The sequence below is a fragment of the Serratia sp. CoH_134_PS_4 genome (genome assembly GCF_058190535.1).
Genome location: NZ_JBXWKI010000001.1, coordinates 175487 through 193094, shown reverse-complemented (window position 1 = coordinate 193094; position 17608 = coordinate 175487). Strand labels below are relative to the sequence as shown.

Here is a 17608-nt window from a genome sequence, read left to right as displayed (position 1 = left end):
AATCCGTGCATGAAGTTCAATGAGGAGGTAGCGAGTGGCAATAGCTATTATCATCGGCACACACGGGACCGCAGCGGAACAATTGCTGAAGACGACGGAAATGCTATTAGGCGAACAGGACAACGTCGCTTTTATAGATTTCGTCCCCGGTGAAAATGCCGAAACGTTAATCGAGAAATATAACGGAAAAATCAGCGGACTCGACACCAGCGGTGGCGTCCTGTTCCTGGTGGATACCTGGGGCGGCAGCCCTTTCAATGCGGCGAGCCGTATCGCCGTCGATAAAGAAAACTATGAGGTCGTCACCGGGGTTAACATTCCCATGCTGGTGGAAACATTCATGGCAAGAGACGACAACCCTGGCTTTGACGAATTGGTCGCGCTGGCGTTGGAAACTGGCCGTGAGGGTGTGAAAGCCCTGAAGAAACCAGCAGAAGAGAGTGTTAAGCCCGCGGCACAACAGAGTTCTCCCGTCGCAAAACCCGCAGCACCACAGGCACCTCTGGGCCCCAATGACCACATGAAGATCGGCCTGGCCCGCATCGATGACCGTTTGATCCACGGTCAGGTCGCTACCCGTTGGACCAAGGAAACTGACGTCACTCGCATTATCGTTGTCAGTGACGAAGTCGCCGCCGACCACGTTCGCAAAACCTTACTGACTCAGGTGGCCCCGCCCGGCGTCACCGCACACGTGGTTGACGTAGCGAAAGCCATCCGCGTATGGAATAACCCGAAGTATGCGGGCGAACGCGTGATGTTGCTATTTACCAACCCAACTGACGTGTGGCGTTTGGTGGAAGGCGGTGTGGACATCAAATCGGTGAATATCGGTGGTATGGCATTCCGCCAGGGTAAAACCCAGGTAAATAACGCCGTTTCTGTCGACGAAAAAGATATCGAGGCGTTTAAGAAATTAAACGAGCGCGGTATTGAATTGGAAGTGCGTAAAGTCTCGTCCGACAGCCGGTTAAAAATGATGGACCTGATTAACAAGCTCAATTAATGGCGACATCCCCCAAGATAATTGGAGTGGCATCGCAAAGGCACGTCTGCGAATCACCCGAAGCATAGCGAACGATGTGACGAGGGTAAGCGGATTCAGCCAACAAAGATGCGGCTTCAAGTAGGAAGGGTATAGCCAATAATTATTTTACTCAGAGATCTTTGGTCATAGGAGAAGTGCAATGGAGATTACCACTCTTCAGATTGTACTGATATTTATCGTTGCCTGTATCGCCGGGATGGGTTCCGTCCTCGACGAGTTTCAGTTCCACCGTCCGCTGGTCGCTTGTACCCTGATCGGTTTTATTCTCGGTGATATGAAGACCGGCATCATCATCGGCGGTACGCTGGAGATGATCGCCCTGGGCTGGATGAACATCGGTGCGGCAGTTGCGCCAGATGCTGCGTTAGCGTCAATCATTTCTACCATTCTGGTTATTGCCGGCGGGCAAAGCGTCGGTGCCGGTATCGCCCTGGCCATCCCCTTGGCGGCGGCCGGACAAGTTCTGACCATCATCGTACGTACGCTGACCGTCGCCTTCCAGCACGCCGCGGACAGCGCGGCGGAACGCGGCAGTTTGCGCGCCATTACCTGGTTGCATATCTCTGCCCTGCTGCTGCAGGCGATGCGTATCGCTATTCCGGCGGTTATCGTCGCTATTTCAGTGGGTACTTCAGGCGTTCACGCACTGCTTAACTCGATCCCAGAAGTTGTCACCAGCGGCCTGAACATCGCCGGTGGGATGATCGTAGTCGTCGGTTACGCGATGGTGATCAACATGATGCGTGCCGGTTATTTGATGCCATTCTTCTACCTCGGCTTCGTGACCGCTGCCTTCACCAACTTTAACCTGGTCGCGCTGGGCGTCATCGGCGTGGTGATGGCCGTGCTTTATATCCAGCTCAGCCCGAAATACAACAAGTCTCAGGTTGTACAAGCCGGCCCGGCGAATAATGACCTCGATAACGAACTGGACTAGGAATAGGTGAGAGACATGGTTGATACAACAGCTCAAAAGAAACTCATGCCAGCCGATATTCGCGGTGTGTTTATGCGCTCGAATCTGTTCCAGGGTTCATGGAACTTCGAACGTATGCAAGCGCTGGGTTTTTGCTTCTCAATGGTACCGGTGATCCGTCGCCTGTATCCGGAAAATAACGACGACCGCAAACAGGCGATCAAACGCCACCTGGAGTTCTTTAACACCCACCCTTACGTGGCAGCGCCGGTGCTTGGCGTAACCATGGCAATGGAAGAACAACGCGCTAACGGTGCGCCTATCGACGATGCGGCCATTAACGGTATCAAAGTCGGTTTGATGGGGCCACTGGCCGGTGTGGGTGACCCGATCTTCTGGGGGACCGTACGCCCGGTATTTGCCGCGCTCGGTGCCGGTATTGCCATGAGTGGCAGCCTGCTTGGCCCGATATTGTTCTTTGTCCTGTTCAACCTGGTGCGCCTGTTGACCCGCTATTACGGCGTGGCTTACGGTTATCGCAAAGGGGTGGATATCGTCAATGATATGGGTGGCGGCTTCCTGCAAAAACTGACGGAAGGAGCGTCCATTCTCGGCCTCTTTGTCATGGGGGCGTTAGTCAACAAGTGGACGCACGTGAATATCCCGCTGGTCGTCTCGAAAATCACAGACCAGACCGGGCATACCACGGTCACCACCGTGCAAACCATCCTCGATCAGCTGATGCCGGGGTTGGTACCTCTGCTGCTGACCTTCGGGTGTATGTGGCTACTGCGCAAAAAAGTGAATGCGTTGTGGATCATCATCGGCTTCTTTGCCATCGGTATCTTCGGTTACTGGGTTGGTCTGTTGGGTCTGTAAAGGTGTTAACAGCCGGGGGGAAACCCCCGGCTTTTTTTATTTGTGGAGTTGAAAGATGTCGCTGACCGATGGCGTATTACTGATTTTCACCGCACTGATGCTGGTGTATGCGATTTACGATGAATTCGGCATGAACTTGCTGAAAGGCAAAACGTTACTGAAAGTACAGTTGAAGCGTCGTAATCGGGTTGATTGTCTGATCTTTGTTGGCCTCATCGCCATACTTATTTACCGTAATGTCACCACCCAAGGTGCGGCATTAACCACCTATCTGCTTATTTCTTTAGCACTGATCGCTATTTATATTTCTTATATCCGCTGGCCTAAATTGTTGTTTAAAGCGCAGGGCTTTTTTTATGCAAATGCCTTTATTGAATATAACCGTATTAAAGCCATGAATTTATCTGAAGATGGCATTCTGGTCATAGATTTGGAGCAGCGCCGATTACTGATTCAGGTGACTCAATTAGATGACCTGGAGAAGATTTATCACTTTTTTGTTGAAAATCAGTGAATAAAAAATAACCTCACCCCGTCGAGCAGCCCACCCCGCGCTGAATGTGGATAATTAATCACCAGCGCACAAGGCTACCTGATTATTATTTACGCAACATTGTTGCACTAGCCTACATTATATTCCTTCTTGCACACTCCATTAATGAAAACAATTATCAATTCCAAACCAATATCCGTTGGGAATAAAGGTTGTTGCCGGCGGAAATAATATGGTATGGTTGCGCCGTCATTGGGGAGTAGCCGGTTTCTGGACAATAAAACGCCAGAAACGCCCGTATCAACATACTCGTTTTTTCATTAAAACGTGGTGCGGGCAGCCAGGTAAGGTTGGCGAGACCATAGACACGTAACTCCGTCGTATGGTTGGGGGTGGGTTACGTGTATATGGAGCCGCCCGGCCGAGGCTATTTAACATGAACTTGTCAGCTACACTCATTCTCGCTTTTGGTATGTCTATGGATGCGTTTGCCGCATCGATCGGCAAAGGTGCCAGCCTACATCAACCCCGTTTCCGTGAAGCACTGCGCACCGGACTGATCTTCGGTGTGGTCGAAGCTATTACGCCAATCATTGGTTGGGGTATCGGCCTGTTTGCAAGCCAATACATTATGGAATGGGATCACTGGGTCGCTTTCTCGCTGCTGTTTATTCTCGGCACGCGCATGATTGTAGAAGGCGTCAGAAACCGCCCAGATGAAGTGGAAAAAGTGAAGCGCCACGGGTTCTGGTTATTGGTCGCTACCGCGATAGCCACCAGTCTTGACGCCATGGCTATCGGTGTCGGCCTGGCCTTCTTGCAAGTGAACATTGTGCATACCGCCATGGCCATTGGCATGGCCACCATGATTATGGCGACAATAGGCATGATGATTGGTCGCTTCATCGGTCCACTCCTCGGCAAACGTGCGGAGATCCTCGGCGGTGTGGTCTTGATCGGTATCGGCGTCAATATCCTGCTGGAGCATTTGGGCTACCTCGCCTGATACCGCTAAACGCGAGAAAACCTGCCAACGGCAGGTTTTTTTGTTTCTGTCCCCGATCAATCCATCTTGCCATCCGGCGCCTGCGGGAGGCTGGCAACGGTAAACGCAAGGACGCATTCAGCAAACCGACAACCTACACGCCGGCTTAATCAGCACGTCGGCGATAGAGCGCAATGACGAAATCCGTTTCGCACGCAAAGCGCTCACAGGCGCTCAGGCGTTGCTGGACCTCCGGGGAGGCCCGCCAGGCAAACGGCGTCATTTGCAACAGGTTGGCTGCCTGTTCTCCCGGAAGCGTCATCAGATACGACAGCGACTCAACCCGTTCACAGTCAAAACCCGCGAATTGCTCATCCTGTTCGTCATGCAGTTGCACCTGCTGATAGACCTGTTCTTTCAACTGATACAAATGGCGTGGGCCAGGCGATACCGTCACCACTGCCCCGCCGGGTTTGACTACCCGCGCCAGTTCTTCCGCCTTGCAGGGGGCATAAATACGCAGTATGGCGTCTAAAGAACCGTCGGCAAACGGCAGACGGTGGCTTGATGCGACACAGAATGACACCGCCGGGTAACGCTTGGCCGCATAGCGGATTGCCACCTTCGCGACGTCCAACCCATAAACCCTGACACCACGCAGTTGCGCCAACCGCGCGGCGACCTCCGCCGTGTAATACCCTTCACCACAACCGATATCCAGCAGAGCCTGTGCGTCAGAAGACAACGCGTGATCCAACAGCTCTGCCACGCGTTGCTGCAAAGGTTGATAGAAACCCGCATCAAGGAATGCACGCCGTGCCTGCATCATCTCTGCACTGTCACCCGGCTGCTTCGAACGCTTATGCTGCACCGGCATCAGGTTAACGTAGCCCTCTTTGGCACAGTCAAACTGGTGGTTAGCGTCACAACGCCATTGCTGATGAGAAAAATGAAGCGGCTGATGACACAACGGGCACTGATAAGACATGGTTTGGGTTCCAGAGAGATACGCGCGGCTAGTCTAAAGAAGGCGTCTATGCGATGCAAGGCACATCCCGTATGGGCCTAGCCAAGGAGGAAAAAAAATGGCTACACTGACGTTAAGTTTTCTGACGCAGGCAAAAACGTTATATGACTGATTACTCTCCACTGCTCAACACCATTCCGTCCATTCAACACGGTTTCGGGAACAAGAGCGCACTGCTTCCTGGGCATTTACAGCCCTACTGCACCACCTTGCCGGAAAAAAAGCAGGTTCACGGCACGCGCATCGTTGACGTCACACAGGCAGCGCAACCTTGTGGTGAAGCTGATGGGTTCTATACCACCCAACCTGGCATTTTGCTTAGCGTGTTAACAGCGGACTGTCTGCCCGTTATTTTCAGTCGTCATGATGGTTCAGCGATTGCAGCCGTGCACGCTGGCTGGCGTGGGCTGCTGGACGGTATTCTGGAGCAACTGGCTGCACGTATCCGCCGTGATGACTCAACGGCCAACTGGGTGGCTTCCATCGGCCCTGCTGCCGGTCCATGCTGCTACGAGGTGAACGAAGAGCTGGTTGCGCGCTTCAAGCAACAGTTACCACTGCCCATGGCGTTAATCAGCCCCCACTATCGCCATTTGGACTTGGCGGCCATTGCCGAATCCAAACTCCGCGAGTTAGGGTTTGCCGGCGTTGACCTTGCCGGGAGCTGTACCATCTGCACGCCAAACACGGATCCTCTGCAGCCGCAGCGCTTCAAATACACCAGCTACCGGCGGAACAGCCACCGACGTGAGCAAGATCCGAGCCATCCGGGTATTACCGGACGTAATCAATACGCAGGTATTATTATTACCGGCGGATAATAGAAACGAAAAAACCCGCACCAAGGCGGGTTTTTTGTACAGCTGACGCTGATTAGATTGCAGTAACGTTTACTGCAGATGGGCCTTTCTGGCCATCTTGGATTTCGAACTCAACGTTCTGGCCTTCAGCCAGGGTTTTGAAGCCGTTACCCTGGATTGCAGAGAAGTGTACGAACACGTCTTTGCTGCCGTCAGCTGGAGTGATGAAACCGAAACCTTTAGACTCGTTGAACCACTTAACTTGACCTTTGATCTTTGCCATCTTGAGTATTTCCTTTGGATTGTTTAAACCGCCCGTAGGCGTTACATAGACAAACTAGAGTCGTTACTGCTTGAGGCACTAAGATAAGGATCGGCAGAGAAGCGGTATTCAACGCTAACGTTTTTACTCAGAACTTCTTTACTGAAAATGCCACACATATACAGAACTGTACCTCGTTTTACCCAGATGCGTTATCACATACTCTGTATTCGATGGCAAGCCATTTTTAATCACTGATGGAGCTGTCGCACATATTTGAAACGGTCGAGAGCAACATAAGCTTAAATAGACTAAAAGATGTTGAAGCCATAGCTATTTTCTGCTTAACACTTACGCCGCGCTACACTCCGCATCCTGACTGAATTTTAACAATTCTTTCATCCAATTGACCCACGCATGTTGCAACATATAAACCCTGCTTAACGCTTAGAACGTTAAAAATTTTGAATCTTTATGGAATTTCTTATACAACATTTGAATATCGATGAACGGGCGCATTGGATATCGGATGATCCGACCATTAGGCCGCCATCTGGATGGCCCAACGCGAATACCGCCGCCCGTCCACTACTCCGCCTACCCGCAGCAGTGAAATAATACAGAGGCTCATTATTGCCACAAGGGAGCATGAACATAATTTGTGCAGCGACGTTATCGCCCAAAAAATCAAATAACGTGCCACTTTAGGGTGCATAAGCATGCAAAATCAGAATTTACGCACTATGACCGTGCAGCAGCGATAAATAGCGGACTCATAACGGAGATTAAATAACGACAATAACATTGAGGTTTGTGGGAATGTACCGCGGAATTAAATCTTAAAAACAGAATGGGTATTTGCTCGGCCAATAACAATGTCCATTTGGTGTATTAATTTTACCTTTTCGCACGCATTGTCTCTATTGATAACGATACCGCGCCCTCGGTACTGGATTAACGCCCGTAACAGCCCCCTACGGCTACAACCCGCAACCAGGCTGGCCTGCGGGCAATCACATTGAGCATACCGGCCATGCAGACCAAAGGGTTAACGCTTAAGAGTTAGATTCAAACGCGATGCGCTCACCAATTTTGATTGGCCGGAACTGATGCTGCTCGATTCCCGCCGCACTCAACGCCAGATTTAATTGCTGAGGCGGTTCATCCAAAGACTCGTCAGCTAACTCAAAAACCCCCCAGTGGATCGGAATGACCCGTGGCGCATTTAATTGTTGATACAGCGTCACCGACTGCTGCGGATCCATATGCTGTTCCTGCATGAACCAGCGTGGTGCATAAGCGCCAATCGGCAAAGCCGCAACGTCAAACGGCCCTAAACGGGTGCCAATATCCGCCAAGCGCTCCGAATACCCGCTGTCGCCCGAGAAATAAAAACGCAGCGACGGATGATGTATCACCCAACCACACCACAAGGAACGGTTACGGTCCCAGAGCGTGCGCATACTCCAGTGGCGCGCAGGCGTGGCGTAGAACGTCAGATCGCCCAATTGCAGGCTATCCCACCAATCGAGCTCTTCAACACGCTGCAGACGATAACGCCTGAACCAATTTTTCAGCCCCAACGGGACAACAAAGGTCGCGTGTGGAAAACGCCGTGCCAACTGCCGAACCGTACGTCGATCAAGATGGTCATAATGATTGTGTGAGATTAAGACCACATCCACGGTGGGTAACTGCTTCACCGTCAACGGCGGTGGCGTTTTACGCTTCGGGCCATAGAAACTCAGCGGCGATGCGCGTTCCGACAATACCGGGTCGATCAGGATATAGCGGCCATCAAGACGCAGCAGCATTGAAGCATGTCCCAGCCACCAGATGCTATTATCGCTGCCGCTAAGGTCGGCTCGCTGCCACCAGCGCTCGGTAAACTGCTGATACCCCATTTGCGGCGGTTTGGGTAACCCCTGCTGCTTACGTTCATCCTGCCAGCGCTTTAAATCCCCCTCCCGACGCAGTGAAGGCTCCGGGTTACGAAAGCCCTGCGGGGTATGGTGCGACTTGGCGGCATCATAGTAACGATTGGTTATCTTCATCCAGTTGCTCTCCTGACCACTGCGGACACCCCTGCACGGGCAGCTTCGCCAGCATAACAAGATTCGCGAACATCACGTGTTGTGAACCGTGCTCACCGTGGGGACCTTTTCGCGTATTGTGTTGTCACAGTCCTTGCGAGAATGCCAGGGCCGCCTAGAGCCTGTTAAGCATCTCTTAAGATCCTTGTGATTTACTTATAGGACATTCAGAAAAGGAGAAGTTATGAGCCGTTCTACATCACGCAAATCACGTGTTCGTATGGGCCGTATCCGCAGCGCGATGCTGGCGCAGATGCAGTATTGGAAAATGTATGCCGCAATGAAGCTACGTCGGGTACGTGTGCCGGCACCGCTGATGGTGTTATTGGGTGCGCTGGTCAGTTTCTTCATGCTGGGCGTGCTGATGCTTAGCGTGGTCGCTATCGATATCATCACCACCCTGTTCCTGCTGTGCAGGAAACTCTTGGGGTTGGGCCGCACGGATCCAGGCAATGCCTTTATGCCACGCAGCTAAAGCGTGAACCGGAGGCGCATCAAGCGCCTCCGTTAACGACTACCGACGTACTTTCGCGTTTTTACGGCGCGTCAGCATAAATCCTATCCACAACAGCAAGATCCACACCGGCATCAACAAGACCGATATACGGATCCCTTCGCTGAAATACATGATCACCAGAATCAGGCTGAGGAACACCAGGCACAGATAGTTGCCAAACGGGTACCACAACGCCTTGAACACCGGGATGACGCCTTGGCGATTTTTCGCCGCACGGAACCGCAGGTGTGCCAGGCAAATCATCACCCAGTTAATCACCAGGGTGGACACCACCAACGCCATCAGCAACTCAAACGCCTTACCGGGCATCACATAGTTGATCAGCACACCCACCGACGTCACCAGGGCCGACAGCGCAATTGACAGCATCGGCACACCGCGCTTGTTTACACGTGTGAGTGCCTTGGGGGCATTCCCCTGCGTCGCCAAGCCAAACAGCATGCGGCTGTTGGCATAGACCCCGCTGTTGTATACCGACAGCGCGGCCGTCAGTACCACCACGTTAAGGAGCGTCGCCACCAGGGTGCTGTCCAGCGCATGGAAAATCATGACGAACGGGCTACCGCCTTCCACGACTTTGTCCCACGGATAGAGCGAAAGCAGTACCGTCAACGAACCAATATAAAAAATCAGGATGCGATACACCACCTGGTTAGTGGCCTTTGGAATGCTGCGACGAGGGTCTGCCGCTTCGGCGGCAGTGATACCGACCATCTCCAGCCCACCGAATGAGAACATGATCACGGCCATCGCCATCACCAGCCCTTGGACGCCATGCGGCATAAAACCGCCCTGTTCCCACAGGTTATTGATGCTGGCTTGCGGACCGCCATTGCCACTGGCTAACAGCCAGGCGCCAAAAACGATCATGCCGACGATTGCCACCACTTTGATGATGGCAAACCAAAATTCGGTTTCACCATACAACCGGACATTCACCAGATTGATCGCATTAATCAGTACAAAAAACACGGCGGCGGAAACCCAGGTCGGGATGTCTGGCCACCAATATTGAATATAAATGCCGACGGCCGTCAGTTCGGCCATACCGACCAAAATGAACATCGCCCAGTAGTTCCAACCCGACAGAAAGCCGGCGAAATCGCCCCAGTATTTATAAGCAAAATGGCTAAATGACCCGGCTACCGGCTCCTCAACCACCATTTCACCCAATTGGCGCATAATCAAAAAAGCGATAAAACCGCCGATCGCATAGCCCAATAGCACCGAAGGGCCCGCCATTTTAATGGTTTGCGCGATGCCAAGAAACAGCCCGGTGCCAATGGCGCCCCCTAGGGCGATAAGTTGTATGTGTCTATTTTTCAAGCCGCGTTTTAGCGGGGTATCCTGCTGCTGACCGCCCATCTTATCCTCATTTGGCGTGGGATCCTGTCGCTTCTGCGCAAGATTTCGCCAATTAATAAATGTATCTGCGGGCGGCTTTTTAACACTTAACCCCGTGAGCATCAAGGAGTAGCGCCCCGGCAAGGGTGGCCAGGGCGCTATTTTATACGGGGAATAACGGCAAAGTTGGGGCGTTTTTAACCCGACAAACCGCACAGTTTAGTGAGATTCCGGGCGCCGATCATCAGCGTTGCGACGTAGGATTGGCGGCGAGTTACCACCTCTACGGCCACACGATCGTTTTGATATTTTATCAGGTAGGTTGAAGGCCAGCCCTGTCGGCGCTGACCGAAGCTTTCGGCATGACGATCGATTGCCGCATGGGCAATCACCAGATGAGACAAGTTTTTATCACCTTTAATAATGCGCTTCATAAACAGGCTCCGCCAGAGACAGTTCTGTTGTCATAAAAAGGGAAAAATCATCAGTAATTCTGGTGTTTCAACGTACCATTTCGCTGTTTTGCTGACTCAGCAGGAAGCAGATCATCGCGGCGCGCAGTGGGCTGTTGCTGTCTGCCTGCCACTCGCCACGCTGGGTAATCATACGGGCCTGCCACTGCGGGTTATCACTTTGGCTATCGGCATTCAGACTGATTTTGTTGGCGCAGATAATCGGCCAGGCATCGGAGGGATTCTTGCAATAATCTTTACCTTTAACGCCGCCATAGGGATACCATTTATCCGGATTTTCTCCGGTGATCAACGCAATGCTGCGGTTCACCTCGGCGTCGCTTTCTTCATACCATTTAATCATCGGCTTTATCCATCTTTCGTAGAGTTGGCGCTACATTACGATGCCAATACGACAGATTTATGACAACAGGATGGCTTTTCACATTATCCATACTAATGTTTTTCAGGCTTTAACTTTTCACCGCGGCTGATTACACTTTTCCTGGTTTATCTTGCTCTGGAATGACCCTCATGCTGAACGGCCTTAACCACCTGACACTCGCGGTTTGCGACGTCAATCGTAGCTTCGATTTCTATAGCAACCTGTTGGGCTTTGTGCCGCATGCTCGCTGGCAAAACGGAGCCTATTTGTCTCTTGGGGAGCTATGGATGTGTTTGTCATTGGACCCCGCACGGGCAGTAAACGCAGCAAGCGACTATACCCATTATGCATTTAGCGTTGCTGCGGCAGATTTCGCCGCGGTTGCATTGCGGCTGCGTCAGGCAGGCGTTAAAGAGTGGAAAACCAACCGCAGCGAGGGGGAATCGCTGTACTTTCTCGACCCCGATGGGCATCAATTAGAAATACACAGTGGTGATTTGGCGAGCCGCCTTGCGGCATGCCGCGCACAGCCCTATCAGGGGATGGAGTTTTTCTGAGCACGGCGGGTGGCGTAAGGCTCGCCCCACCACCCGGCCCACTCATTGATTAACGCTCAGGGATAAAACCTTTGAAATCCAGCGCAGGACTGAGATCATCATCGTCAGTTACGCTATCGCCACGCGCGCTCTGCGCCAGGCTTTTCAATAATGCCGTTTGCTGACGCTGCTGCTCGGCAATGTCCTGCAGCAGACGAATTTGTTCATTGGCACGCACACTGGCGCGATTCACCAGGAACCAGACCCATAATCCCACCACCAGCGCCAACCCGGCGATGGCCAGCGATACCAGGCCATTAAGACCAAAACCTAAATCGTACATGGAAACCCTACCTACTGCTAAAAACAGGCGGACATCTTAGCACTCTGGATATGGGCGCGAACATCGTGATTGAAAATTGTTACGCACCGCTGCGCAGTTCACCATGGAACAAAGCGGGTGACGGAGCAAATCCCCAACGCAAAAGTGCCTCCTTCATCGCAATAGCTATCCAGCGCCAGCAGATAAAAAAATACGCAGGCCGCGAGGAAGGCGATTATCACGAAGATTTTTTTTCGCAACAAATTTAGCAGCCTCATTGTTATCTTGATAATCTATTGAACATGCTATCACAGACAACTTAAACGAAGTTTAACCTGTCGTTTAGAAACCCGCTTGAAGGCGATTTTTCAGATTGTTACCGTTGCCCCCGATGTCTGCGCATGGCTATATCATCGCAGCGACAAAACATAACAAGGAGTCCCAATGGGCAAACTGATGAAGTGGGTGGTAACGCTGGCGGTGCTGTACGGCGTATTTTTATTTTCGGGGTATGGCGTGCTGGTCGGCAGCAATAAAAACGTGGGTGGCTTAGGATTACAATGCAAGTACATGACAGCGCGCAATCTGGTGATAGCGCAATATCTGCACGGTGATAACGGGCTGATTGGCGTGTCGGACTGCCCACTGTTTAAGAAAATCGAAACGGTGGTGGATTAATCACCACCGTCCAGAACCGCCGCTGCGCGGCGGTTCCCGCACTTAGTTGCGGGTAAACTTCATTTCAATCAGAGCAATCGCTTTTTCGATCGCCCGCCGGGTCACGGGATCAGCACCGGCAGGGTGCGTGGAAAAATCGATGCTTTTTAGTTGGCTTGCCATCTTGTCACGCACCTCGGTTGGTGCAATAACGTCGATAACATCCAAAATCTGCTTGATCACCAGTTGACAGGCAACCAGGTCGGAGGCCAATTCCTGATCGTTGCTCAGCATGTCAGACATAATTACTTTCCTTCTTAATTCAGACGCCGCACAGAATAGCATGCCGCCTGGCGCTTTGCCGCCTCCTGTCCGTTTGCCACTGAATTTTCAACGTTCTTGCGCATTGCACGTCAAAACACGCGACTAAATTGACCTATACTCAAGGTTTGAACGCTGCGTCTATCGACGTAACCCTCAGCCACAACCCAACAGGAGAAAGTTATGGCAAACCACAATGTGAAATCCTGGGCTACCGTGCGTGAAACCTCGGTTGAGATTGCCGAAGCTATTTTTGAACTGGCAAAAAATGATGAAGTTCTGGCACAAAAAATCTGGGAAGAAGGCAGTGATGAAGCGCTGCAAATCGCATTTGCCAAAACCAGTGCCGACCAACTGTACTGGGGAGAAGAAACCGTAGAGCGGAAGAACGTCTGATTGGATTGCACTTACCAATAAAAAGCCCGGGTCACTTACGCGCCCAGGCTTTTTCGAAAGTCTATCAACCCCCATTTGGGGTTAGGCTGTTCCCTGATATCACGGCTCTTCACCTCCCACACCTTCCGCATTATTCATTCTCATCACCGGTGTCACCATGAAAGCGGCAACACCCACAATTACAACCAGAGTAATAATCACTGTCATTAACATGCGATCACCCCATCAACGCTGAATTGTCACGGCTGACTCTGCTTAGGCTATTATTTATTGCGACCTGAACCACTTTATCAGCGGTAGCGGGCAACTTCAGATTAGCCGTTTTCCCTTCTCACTGACAAGCCACTTAACGATGGTTTTTCCGAATAATTTCACCTTGGTGCGGGCGGCTTTTTGTCCGTGGCGGCAAGTTGTGTATACTTCAGCGCTATGTAGATCTCACACAGACGCACTGATGATACAAGAACATCACCTCTCATTAGTCTGCGCCCTCAGTAAATGGGTCGAAACTCACCTTGGACGAGTGATCCATCTCGAAGAGCTGGCCGAATACTCCGGTTACTCTCTGTGGCACATGCAGAAGCTGTTTAAAGAAGCGACAGGGACCTCGCTGGGTAAGTACATCCGTGAGCGTAGGCTTGCCGGTGCGGTTTACCAATTGCGCAGCAGTGACGCCTCTATTTTTGACATCGCGCTCGATTTTGGTTTTGGCTCACAATCACATTTCACGTATATGTTCAGAAAACGGTTCAATATCACGCCTTATGATTTTAGGCAGGATCTGAGCGTGGATCTGCACATCGCTCCGCCGCTGCACGTTATTCATCAGAAAACCGCCTGACTCGCTTTCCCGCCGCCCCTCACGGCGGGTTAATGCACCCATATCACTATCAACAAGGCAACCAATGCAGGCAGCGCTTGTACTCTGAGAATCTTACGGCTTGCCGTTAACCCACCGAAGACCCCTGCCACCAACACACAGCCCAGGAAGAACACCTGCACAGCGGGATCGGCACGCCAGACGCCCCATACCAGGCCTGCCGCCAAAAATCCGTTGTACAGCCCCTGATTGGCGGCCAATATCCGCGTTGCCGCCGCAAACTCTGCGGTGGTCGCGAACACGCGCCTGCCCGTCGGCTTCTGCCAAAGAAACATTTCCAGGATCAGGATATACAGATGAATCGCGGCAATTAACAACACGACTACGTTAGAAAGAATTATCATTGCACTTCACAAGGTTAATCAGCTATTGGTTTAATAAGTATTAACCGTTTTTAGAATATTGAGAATATCCAGTCATAAAAAAACCCGCCGCAGCGGGTTTATTGCATAATCATTCAGAGTTAGTTCAGAGCAACAACCAGCATGGCTGCTATTGAGATCCAAAACACCGCCGTTGCAATAACAACATGGGACAATCTTGCACGATAGAGTACTTGGCTCATAATAACCTCACAGACTTCTGACTAGCGGTAGATAACATCACTTCTTGGAAGTTATCTTAATCCACTGCTCCGACCATTTATTTGCGCCAGATCACTATTTCCCAGATAAACTATATCGGTACGAAAACATGGAGTTGTGATCACATTAATTTAACGTTAATAGAGCCAAATGAATAAAACACTCCCGCTGTTATAGCTCGAAGATATCAAACATCGCTCCAGGGCAGGTGTGGCGCGGCCATCCGAGGGCCTGAATAGCCAACAACATCGGGGAAACGTATATTCCCCTGCTCCCAGTCACGCTGTGCACGCGTAATCTCTGCCTTGCTGTGCCCAACAAAATTCCACCAAATGAGAATCTCCTCGTTTAATGGCAACCCACCGATGAATAATGCACGACTACCCTTCGTGCCATGTAACTCGATACGGTTAAGATTCTTACCTAAATAGGCAAATTCATCAGGTGAAAATTTTTCATCATTAACCTCAAATGCACCAATAAGGGGCAAAAAGCCTATTTCAAAATCTTCTCGCACAGGAAGCTGCAAATATCCGTCTTCCTGCCATTCCAAATCAATGGCGATTAACGGTGAAAACGTTATAACGGGAGAACGGTATTGTTGAAATTCTCCCACCAGCAACGTCTGCTTAACCCCAGCGCTCAGCCAAGACGGCAAGTCTGAATAATGATCAAAGCGCGGCGACATGTCAGCATATTCGGCGGGCAACGCAATCCACAGTTGTGCGGCATGTAAACGTCGGTCCTCCCCTGTAGATTGCTCCGTATGTGCAATACCGCGGCCTGCGGTCATCAGGTTTACCTGACCAGGGCGTATGACCTGCTCACTGCCCAGGCTGTCACGGTGCAACACTTCGCCTTCAATCATCCAGGTAAAGGTTTGCAGCCCAATATGGGGATGTGGCCCGACGTCCATACCCTGTGACGAACCGCTAAATACCGACGGGCCGGCGTGGTCAAGAAAACACCATGCGCCAACGGTGCGACGTTCACGTGTGGGTAATGCACGATTAATCGCAATACCGCCGACTTCAGCATTGCGCACGGCAATGCGTTGGATCTGGCGCACACCGTCGACGACGGGACAATCACGGGAAGATGAAGAGTAAGTTGGGCGGGAATTGCTCATCGTAAAACACCTCCAGAACGGCACACAGATTGAGTAAGTTGCTGGACGCCAGCTTAGCATGAGCAAGCGACCAGAACGCAACCTGGGAGGCAGAACGCTAAGGCGCCCTTATATAGCAACCTTTTATATCGACTTCATCGCGCGCATGCTTTAGATCAGAAAAATAAGTGACACCGAAAAGTATTGATACGACCAGCAGCACGGAAACCAAAAGGCCAATAATGGCCAGCAGCTTGGTTTCATCGTGGAGATTGTGCTCCATTTTATCCCCTGTAATGAACGACGTCATGTCAGCCACAACGTGACTGACAGCGTAAAAATGATCAGGGAGCAAGACGCTATTGCCAGCACAATGATAGCAAATTGCGCATCTCCCAAAGTTTCACGGTATTTTTTATCTTGTGAGGTAGTACGCTGTTGTTTCACAGAATCTATCTTAACTCATCACGCGTTAACGTTATTGTGAGGGGTGGCTGATAAATAAAAAGCCCGCCATGGCGGGTTTGTCAGATTCCGCGCTCGATACCGCTCAGACCTCAGTTGGGCTGAGACGCTATCAATTTTCCTCATCAGGGTCAACACTCCCCCCAGATGACAAGGATGAACGGCGTGGGACATTCATAAGTTTTATGGAAAACAAAGAATAATTAGACCAACTTATACCGATTGAGATTAAAAAGCCCGACCAACGATCGGGCTATAGCAAACGCGTCTGAATTATTGCGGAATACGCAGTACTTGACCCGGATAGATCTTATCTGGGCTAGACAACATTGGCTTATTCGCTTCGAAGATTTTGTTGTAGAGGTTCGCGTTACCATACACTTCTTTCGAAACAGCGCTCAGGGTATCGCCCTTCTTCACCGTGTAGAAACGGCTCTCTGCGGCAGATTGCTCTACCGTCACCTTGTCTTCTACACCACTGATGCCGGCCACGTTGCCGAGTGCCACCAGAATTTTCTCTTTCAGCTCTTGGCTGGCTGCATCGCCCGTCACCACAGCTTTACCGTCCACCACCTGTACATCGACCTTATCGGTGCCAGGCAAACCCGTTTTATTGAGATGGTCCTTCAGTTTGGCGCTTTGGTCTTCGGCAGTTGCATTGCCGGTCACTGTGTCCCACAGTTTTTCGCCCGCTTCTTTGACGAAGTTAAACAAACCCATATTCACTCCTTTCGATGGTTACAATGTTGCGTTGACTTAAGGCTTGTTAAGCTTAGCACTGCAAGAGGGATATTCAATTGGCCCTGAGGTATTAAGCGGTTAGAGTAATCCGAAAGTGCCACCTTTCGCTGCCAATCCGCCTCGTCGGGCCGAGCCAGGCATGAAACAATCGCCAATCTTACCTACAATAAGGGAATGGAAAGCTTGACGAAGGACATGAGACGCAATGTACGCTCTGGTGATGTTTGTCTGTTATCTGGATGGTGGCTGCGCTGATATCGTGGTGGACGTCCTGCGCGATGAGCGCCAGTGCCTGATCAGTATGAAAGAACAAAATCTGCGTCACGCCGGCTGTTTCCCGTTTGAGGACTTCATCGACGGCTTCTGGCTCCCCGCCAACGAATATGCGCCAATGTAA

General features: G+C 51.2%; 26 protein-coding genes and 1 riboswitch. Of the genes, 12 read left to right on the top strand and 14 right to left on the bottom strand.

Translation table 11 applies throughout. From position 1 onward, the window contains the following. Positions 1–34: 34 nt before the first annotated feature. The 5 genes from manX (at position 35) to mntP (ending at position 4342) form a co-directional block, all read left to right on the top strand. Positions 35–1006 (top strand): PTS mannose transporter subunit IIAB, encoded by a 972-nt coding sequence (gene manX, locus AC2FCQ_RS00920; RefSeq protein WP_209634048.1) that lies wholly within the window; start codon positions 35–37, stop codon positions 1004–1006. A 181-nt stretch (positions 1007–1187) separates the two neighbouring features. Then, positions 1188–1985, top strand: a complete 798-nt coding sequence (locus tag AC2FCQ_RS00915; RefSeq protein WP_037419902.1) for a PTS mannose/fructose/sorbose transporter subunit IIC — start codon at positions 1188–1190, stop codon at positions 1983–1985. A 15-nt stretch (positions 1986–2000) separates the two neighbouring features. Further along, positions 2001–2843 carry a PTS mannose transporter subunit IID gene (locus AC2FCQ_RS00910; RefSeq protein ID WP_490308194.1) on the top strand — a complete coding sequence of 281 codons (843 nt, stop codon included), beginning with the start codon at positions 2001–2003 and terminating at the stop codon, positions 2841–2843. Positions 2844–2898: 55 nt separating this feature from the next. After that, the gene (locus AC2FCQ_RS00905; protein ID WP_265553684.1) at positions 2899–3357 is read left to right on the top strand and encodes a DUF986 family protein; all 459 of its coding nucleotides are present in this window, start codon (positions 2899–2901) and stop codon (positions 3355–3357) included. Positions 3358–3578: 221 nt separating this feature from the next. Beyond that, positions 3579–3761, top strand: a riboswitch (yybP-ykoY riboswitch). A gap of 11 nt (positions 3762–3772) precedes the next feature. Then, positions 3773–4342: a manganese efflux pump MntP gene (mntP, locus tag AC2FCQ_RS00900; protein ID WP_209634054.1), complete on the top strand. Its 570-nt coding sequence runs from the start codon at positions 3773–3775 to the stop codon at positions 4340–4342. A gap of 145 nt (positions 4343–4487) precedes the next feature. Here the strand turns inward: mntP and rlmA are convergent, their stop codons facing one another. Continuing rightward, positions 4488–5309, bottom strand: a complete 822-nt coding sequence (gene rlmA / locus AC2FCQ_RS00895) for a 23S rRNA (guanine(745)-N(1))-methyltransferase (RefSeq protein WP_490308193.1) — start codon at positions 5307–5309, stop codon at positions 4488–4490. Positions 5310–5452: 143 nt separating this feature from the next. Between rlmA and pgeF the strand changes: the two genes are divergently transcribed. Next, complete coding sequence (pgeF, locus tag AC2FCQ_RS00890; RefSeq protein ID WP_209634058.1) at positions 5453–6169, top strand: peptidoglycan editing factor PgeF; 717 nt, start codon at positions 5453–5455, stop codon at positions 6167–6169. 52 nt (positions 6170–6221) lie between these two features. Here the strand turns inward: pgeF and cspE are convergent, their stop codons facing one another. The 3 genes from cspE to AC2FCQ_RS00875 form a co-directional block, all read right to left on the bottom strand. Beyond that, positions 6222–6431, bottom strand: coding sequence for a transcription antiterminator/RNA stability regulator CspE (cspE, locus tag AC2FCQ_RS00885; RefSeq protein ID WP_002221949.1), 210 nt, complete (start codon positions 6429–6431; stop codon positions 6222–6224). 41 nt (positions 6432–6472) lie between these two features. After that, positions 6473–6589, bottom strand: a complete 117-nt coding sequence (locus AC2FCQ_RS00880) for a DUF2627 domain-containing protein (RefSeq protein WP_071593021.1) — start codon at positions 6587–6589, stop codon at positions 6473–6475. A gap of 876 nt (positions 6590–7465) precedes the next feature. Then, a complete protein-coding gene (locus AC2FCQ_RS00875; protein WP_490308191.1) occupies positions 7466–8464 on the bottom strand; it encodes an MBL fold metallo-hydrolase in 999 nt (332 codons plus the stop codon). A gap of 223 nt (positions 8465–8687) precedes the next feature. On the opposite strand from AC2FCQ_RS00875, the gene AC2FCQ_RS00870 reads away from it, so the two are divergent. Continuing rightward, a complete protein-coding gene (locus AC2FCQ_RS00870) occupies positions 8688–8978 on the top strand; it encodes a hypothetical protein (protein ID WP_209634062.1) in 291 nt (96 codons plus the stop codon). Between the two features lie 39 nt (positions 8979–9017). Here AC2FCQ_RS00870 and AC2FCQ_RS00865 read toward each other — a convergent pair whose 3' ends face one another. From AC2FCQ_RS00865 to AC2FCQ_RS00855, 3 genes are all read right to left on the bottom strand, one after another. Next, complete coding sequence (locus tag AC2FCQ_RS00865) at positions 9018–10385, bottom strand: amino acid permease (RefSeq protein WP_490308190.1); 1368 nt, start codon at positions 10383–10385, stop codon at positions 9018–9020. A 176-nt stretch (positions 10386–10561) separates the two neighbouring features. After that, the gene (locus tag AC2FCQ_RS00860; RefSeq protein WP_037419924.1) at positions 10562–10798 is read right to left on the bottom strand and encodes a DUF4060 family protein; all 237 of its coding nucleotides are present in this window, start codon (positions 10796–10798) and stop codon (positions 10562–10564) included. Between the two features lie 67 nt (positions 10799–10865). After that, positions 10866–11180, bottom strand: a complete 315-nt coding sequence (locus AC2FCQ_RS00855; protein WP_265553694.1) for a phage protein NinX family protein — start codon at positions 11178–11180, stop codon at positions 10866–10868. 170 nt (positions 11181–11350) lie between these two features. Here AC2FCQ_RS00855 and fos point away from each other — a divergent pair, with 170 nt between their 5' ends. Further along, the gene (gene fos, locus AC2FCQ_RS00850; protein ID WP_265553695.1) at positions 11351–11758 is read left to right on the top strand and encodes a fosfomycin resistance glutathione transferase; all 408 of its coding nucleotides are present in this window, start codon (positions 11351–11353) and stop codon (positions 11756–11758) included. A gap of 49 nt (positions 11759–11807) precedes the next feature. Here the strand turns inward: fos and AC2FCQ_RS00845 are convergent, their stop codons facing one another. Together AC2FCQ_RS00845 and mgrB are read right to left on the bottom strand one after the other, a co-directional pair. Next, a complete protein-coding gene (locus AC2FCQ_RS00845; RefSeq protein WP_490308189.1) occupies positions 11808–12080 on the bottom strand; it encodes a YebO family protein in 273 nt (90 codons plus the stop codon). A gap of 98 nt (positions 12081–12178) precedes the next feature. Next, positions 12179–12322, bottom strand: a complete 144-nt coding sequence (gene mgrB, locus AC2FCQ_RS00840; protein ID WP_461531917.1) for a PhoP/PhoQ regulatory lipoprotein MgrB — start codon at positions 12320–12322, stop codon at positions 12179–12181. A 181-nt stretch (positions 12323–12503) separates the two neighbouring features. Between mgrB and AC2FCQ_RS00835 the strand changes: the two genes are divergently transcribed. Beyond that, entirely contained in the window at positions 12504–12737 is a 234-nt protein-coding gene (locus tag AC2FCQ_RS00835; RefSeq protein ID WP_209634072.1) for a YobH family protein, read from the top strand. 42 nt (positions 12738–12779) lie between these two features. Here the strand turns inward: AC2FCQ_RS00835 and AC2FCQ_RS00830 are convergent, their stop codons facing one another. Then, positions 12780–13019, bottom strand: a complete 240-nt coding sequence (locus AC2FCQ_RS00830) for a DUF2766 family protein (protein WP_004945684.1) — start codon at positions 13017–13019, stop codon at positions 12780–12782. Positions 13020–13220: 201 nt separating this feature from the next. On the opposite strand from AC2FCQ_RS00830, the gene AC2FCQ_RS00825 reads away from it, so the two are divergent. Then, on the top strand, positions 13221–13433 hold the full coding sequence (locus tag AC2FCQ_RS00825; protein ID WP_037419942.1) for a YccJ family protein: 213 nt from the start codon (positions 13221–13223) through the stop codon (positions 13431–13433). Positions 13434–13887: 454 nt separating this feature from the next. Continuing rightward, complete coding sequence (locus tag AC2FCQ_RS00820; protein WP_209634074.1) at positions 13888–14274, top strand: helix-turn-helix domain-containing protein; 387 nt, start codon at positions 13888–13890, stop codon at positions 14272–14274. Between the two features lie 29 nt (positions 14275–14303). On the opposite strand, the gene AC2FCQ_RS00815 is transcribed toward AC2FCQ_RS00820, so the two are convergent. The 4 genes from AC2FCQ_RS00815 to lysM all read right to left on the bottom strand — a co-directional run bounded on the left by AC2FCQ_RS00815 (position 14304) and on the right by lysM (position 17190). Beyond that, positions 14304–14657, bottom strand: coding sequence for a DUF1304 domain-containing protein (locus AC2FCQ_RS00815; RefSeq protein WP_209634076.1), 354 nt, complete (start codon positions 14655–14657; stop codon positions 14304–14306). Between the two features lie 427 nt (positions 14658–15084). After that, a complete protein-coding gene (locus AC2FCQ_RS00810; protein ID WP_314588193.1) occupies positions 15085–16026 on the bottom strand; it encodes a pirin family protein in 942 nt (313 codons plus the stop codon). A 97-nt stretch (positions 16027–16123) separates the two neighbouring features. After that, entirely contained in the window at positions 16124–16288 is a 165-nt protein-coding gene (locus AC2FCQ_RS00805) for a hypothetical protein (protein WP_209635303.1), read from the bottom strand. 455 nt (positions 16289–16743) lie between these two features. Then, positions 16744–17190 (bottom strand): peptidoglycan-binding protein LysM, encoded by a 447-nt coding sequence (gene lysM / locus AC2FCQ_RS00800; protein WP_037419951.1) that lies wholly within the window; start codon positions 17188–17190, stop codon positions 16744–16746. Between the two features lie 226 nt (positions 17191–17416). On the opposite strand from lysM, the gene AC2FCQ_RS00795 reads away from it, so the two are divergent. After that, the gene (locus AC2FCQ_RS00795; RefSeq protein ID WP_012145560.1) at positions 17417–17608 is read left to right on the top strand and encodes a YdfD/YebW family protein; all 192 of its coding nucleotides are present in this window, start codon (positions 17417–17419) and stop codon (positions 17606–17608) included.